The sequence below is a fragment of the Bradyrhizobium sp. genome, assembly GCF_049581145.1.
In the GTDB taxonomy this organism is placed as follows: Bacteria; Pseudomonadota; Alphaproteobacteria; order Rhizobiales; family Xanthobacteraceae; genus Bradyrhizobium.
In genome coordinates this window covers 1-3,099 of record NZ_JBAURI010000118.1, presented here as the reverse complement: position 1 = coordinate 3,099, position 3,099 = coordinate 1, and the positions used below count along the sequence as shown (strand labels likewise).

Below are 3,099 nucleotides of genomic sequence, written 5' to 3'. Positions count from 1 at the left end.
CCACCGGATCGCTCTCGACCGCGCAGGTGCTGACCGTGCTGCGCGCCCATCAGGTGATCGGCGTCGAAACCCGCGACATCAAGCAGGTCCAGGTGACGCGGCTTGCCCGCAACATCGAGACCAAGGAGATCGAAACCGCGATCGCGCAGGCGATCGAGCATCGCGGCGGCCTGGGCGACGCCGCCAATCTCAGCCTGACCTTCGATCGCGACGTGCAGGACGCCCATCTCGACGCCGCCTTCACCGGCGCCATGCAGCCGACCGAGGCTCGGGTCGATCAGCGCACCGGCCGCTTCGATGTGACGATCGAGATCGCCAATGAGAGCGGCGGCCCGTCGGCCCAGTTCCGCTTTACCGGCACCGCGATCGAGACCGTCGATGCGGCGGTGCTGACGCGCAACGTCGAACGCACCGAGCTTCTGAAAGCCTCCGACGTGATCGTCGAGAAGCGCCCCAAGGCCGATGTCGGCAACGACGCCGCGGTGCGCGAGATGGCGGTCGGCAAGCAGATGCGCCACCCGATGCGTGCCGGCCAGGCGCTGCGCGTCGCCGATCTCGCCAAGCCTGACCTGGTGCAGCGCGACCAGGAGGTCGCGGTGATCTACCAGAACGCGGGCCTCTATCTCACCACCCGCGGCAAGGCGCTCGACAGCGGCACCGAGGGCGACGTGGTCAACGTGCTCAACCCGCAGTCCAAGCGCACGCTGACCGGCACCGTCACCGGCCGCGCCCAGGTCACGATCCAGATCGCCGTGCCGCAGCCCGAAGCCGACACCACGCTCGCCTCCGACGAGACGTCCTCCATCGCCTCGCCCGCCAACGGCACCGCCAGGTAGGTCCCTGGTTCACCGGTTCACAAGTCACTCCAAACGCCGAGTAACGTACATGTCCCGTAGTCAACGTCGTGCCGGTCAACACAACGCCGCCAAACATGGTGTCGGCAACCGCATCGCCCTCACCGGCACCCTGTTGACGCTGGTCAGCGCCGTCGGCGGCTGTTCCTCGATCGACCGGCTGTCGCAGATCGGCGAGACGCCGAAACTGACATCGATCGACAATCCGACCGCTCAGCCCGGCTACAAGCCGGTGCAGATGCCGATGCCGAAGCCGGAGACGGTGTCCTACAATCCGAACTCGCTGTGGCGCAACGGCTCGCGGGCCTTCTTCAAGGACCAGCGTGCACATCAGATCGGCGACATCCTGACGGTGACCGTCAACATCACCGACCAGGCCAATTTCGCCAATGAGACGCAGCGCAGCCGGCAAAACACCGAAGACTCCGGCATCACCAATTTCCTCGGCGCGCAGACGCTCGGCGCGCAGGCGCAGAAGATCCTGCCAGGCAGGCTCCTGACCACCGACTCCACCTCATCCAGCGACGGCAAGGGAACGGTGCAGCGGCAGGAAAGCCTGCAGACCAACATCGCCGCCGTCGTCACCCAGCTGCTGCCGAACGGCAACCTCGTGGTCGAAGGCAAACAGGAGGTCCGGGTCAATTTCGAAATGCGCGAACTGATCGTCGCCGGCATCGTGCGGCCGGAGGACATCCAGAGCGACAACACCATCGATTCGAGCAAGATCGCGGAGGCGCGCATCTCCTATGGCGGCAGAGGCCAGCTCACCGACGTGCAGCAGCAGCGCTACGGCCAGCAGGTGATGGACGTGCTGCTGCCGTTCTAGCGGAGGCATGATCCCGAAAAGTGGGGACCGGTTTTCGGATCAAGATCATGCCCAGACATTGACGAGCTCCCACATCGCGGCCCGCGAACCTAGGCGCGGACAACGATGGCAAACGCGGCCTCCGGCACTCCCCTGCCGGGGGCCGCGGTCTATCGCGCAAAAGCTCGAAGCAGAAGCAGCGCGGCAAGACGAGGTGTGCAAGGCGTGTCTTGCTCAGCGCGAGCGCCTGGGTAACACCCGGCATTGCGGCTCGGCTGCACACGGGCCTCGCGAATCAGGGCTTCGTGCTGGAGCATTGTCCGGCAAGGTGGACACCGGCTGTCTGCAAGAGAATGCGGCCAATCAAGGACAACTGGCGCGTTTCCGATTCAACGTCATCGGAAAACGCTCTAGACTCGCCGAAGGATTCGCTCCCAAGGAAAAGCCCCCCATGCAAAGCAATGTCGGGTCCCGCGCCTTCCAGAACGCCAGGCTGCAGAAGAAGCTGAAGAAGCAGGCCGACGCGCTGCTTCCGGCGGCGATGGCGGCCTATCGCGCGGGGCGGCATGGTGAGGCGCAGTCGCTTTGCCGGCGCCTGCTGCAGGACCTGCCCACTTGTTTCGACGCCATGCAGCTGCTCGGCGTCTCGGTATGCGCGTGCGGGGAGTTCGAGGAAGCCAGGCATATCTTCGAGCGCGTGGTCGCGCTCGACCGGGGCTCGGCGGATGCCCATTGCAATCTCGGTTTTGCGCTGCTCAACCTCAAACGCTACGACGACGCCCGCGCCTCCCTGGAAAGGGCAATAGCGCTGCGGCCGAATTTCCAGATCGCGCAGCGCAATCTGGCGATGGCGTTGCTTCGTCTGGGGCTGGCGGAACCGGCGATCGCCGCCTTCACCCGCGCGATCGAGCTCAAGCCCGATGACGCCGAGGCCTGGAGCAATCGCGCCGTGGCCGAATTGAGGGCCAGGCACTGGGACGCGGCCGCAATCAGCGCCGAGCGGGCGCTTGCGCTGCAGCCGCGCTACTTCGAAGCTCTCGTCAACAAGGGGCAGGCCCACCTCGAGCTCCGGCATTTCGAGGTGGCGGAAGCCGCATTCAATACGGCGATTGCGGCCAGGCCGGAGATGGCGGACGTGCTGGCCGACCGCGGACGGCTGTATATGCTGACGGGACGAATAGATCAGGCGGCGGCCGATTTCGACGCCTCGGTCGCGCGCGAGCCCTCGCTCGAACCGGGATGGCAGGGCAAGGCGCAGATCAGCATGCTGCGAGGCGACATGGCGCAGGCGATCGTCGCCTGCAAACGCGTGCTGGCGCAAAACCCGGCTGCTGAAGTCGCCCTCACGCTGCTCGGCGGCTGTCTCGGACGGCTGGGTGACGCGGCCGGTGCGATCGCGCATTTCGACCAGGCGCTCGCGATCAGGCCGGATTACGACGA

At 65.9% G+C, this 3,099-nt stretch carries 3 protein-coding genes; all 3 read left to right on the top strand.

All coding sequences use genetic code 11. The annotated features are described in order from the left end of the window. Nucleotides 1-836, top strand: an 836-nt coding sequence (flgA, locus tag WCB02_RS03840; RefSeq protein WP_423956512.1) for a flagellar basal body P-ring formation chaperone FlgA, incomplete at its 5' end; no start/stop codon positions are given. A 49-nt stretch (nt 837-885) separates the two neighbouring features. After that, a complete protein-coding gene (flgH, locus tag WCB02_RS03835; protein WP_423956511.1) occupies nt 886-1,680 on the top strand; it encodes a flagellar basal body L-ring protein FlgH in 795 nt (264 codons plus the stop codon). A gap of 430 nt (nt 1,681-2,110) precedes the next feature. Then, a partial coding sequence (locus WCB02_RS03830; RefSeq protein WP_423956510.1) for a tetratricopeptide repeat protein occupies nt 2,111-3,099 on the top strand: 989 nt, incomplete at its 3' end.